Below are 1249 nucleotides of genomic sequence, written 5' to 3'. Positions count from 1 at the left end.
TGATGTGGCTACACTAAACCGGACACATTTTTTAAAATACTCTCAAAAAGATGTGAGTCCAAATGAGCCAAGAAAAACCCAACACCTATACAGCCGAATTCAGAGCCTCAGCCGTCAAGTTGGCGAATGAATCGGATAAGCCCATCACCCAAGTAGCCAAAGATCTCGGTATCAACGTCAATACCCTGCATACCTGGATTGGCAAATACAGCCGCCCTAAAGAGAGCGATAAAGCCATACGAACCGACGAACATCTGTACGACGAGCTTAAGCGCCTCAAGAAAGAAGTCGCCCGCTTGACCGAGGAGCGCGATTTATTAAAAAAGGCGGCCGCGTACTTTGCCAAGGAGCAGCGGTGAAGTACGCCTGGATCAAACAGCATACAGCGGATTTTTCGGTGAATACGATGTGTCGATTTCTGCAGGTCTCCCGAAGCGCCTATTATGATTGGCTACATCGCATGCCCACCGCCAATGAGAAAGACGATACCGGTCTGACCGGCATTCTTGAAGGCCTATTCGAGAAAAGCCGGGCGACTTACGGTACTCGCCGACTCAAAGCCGCATTATTAGGCCGAGATCGAACGGTCAGTCGTCGGCGAATAGGCCGTCTGATGCGAGAGGCCGGGTTGACCTGTAAAACCAAGCGCAAATTCAAGGCCACCACGAATTCAAGACATGACCTGCCGGTTGCACCCAATCATCTGGATCGTCAATTTGCCGTGGATCAACCCAACCAAGTCTATGCGGGTGACATCACCTATATCCCTACGCAAGAAGGCTGGTTGTATTTAGCAGTCGTGATTGATCTCTATTCTCGGCAAGTGGTGGGTTGGTCAATGGCCGAGCATATGCGAACCCAGCTGGTCAATGATGCCCTGCTGATGGCCATTTGGAAGCGCAAACCTGATAAGGGGCTGCTATGGCATACCGATCAAGGCAGCCAATATGCCTCAGATAGTCACCGAACCCTATTAGCCCAGCATGGCATCCGGCAGAGTATGAGCCGCAAAGGGAACTGTTGGGACAACTCGGTCTCGGAAAGCTTCTTTCATACGTTGAAAACAGAACTGGTTCATCATCAGTGCTATCAAACCAGAACTGAGGCTAAGCAGGATATATTTGAATATATCGAAGTGTTTTACAACCGTGAACGACTCCATTCCGCCAATGGCTATTTGTCGCCCGTAGACTACGAATTGCAGCAAAAAGCCGCTTAACCGTGTGTCCGGGAAAGTGTTGACACATCA

The 1249-nt window shown here is 49.8% G+C and carries 1 protein-coding gene; it reads left to right on the top strand.

Annotation, left to right across the window (positions count from 1 at the left end; translation table 11 throughout):
• Positions 1 to 62: 62 nt before the first annotated feature.
• A protein-coding gene (locus EKO24_RS06195; RefSeq protein WP_127030809.1) for an IS3 family transposase occupies positions 63 to 1219 on the top strand; the annotation gives its coding sequence in 2 pieces (ribosomal slippage) (positions 63 to 333 and positions 333 to 1219; 1158 coding nt in all).
• Positions 1220 to 1249: the final 30 nt, after the last annotated feature.

The sequence above is a fragment of the Candidatus Methylobacter oryzae genome (genome assembly GCF_003994235.2).
Lineage (GTDB): Bacteria > Pseudomonadota > Gammaproteobacteria > Methylococcales > Methylomonadaceae > Methylobacter_A > Methylobacter_A oryzae.
Note: the sequence above shows the minus strand (reverse complement) of the source record. Positions and strands in the feature narration are given on the sequence as shown.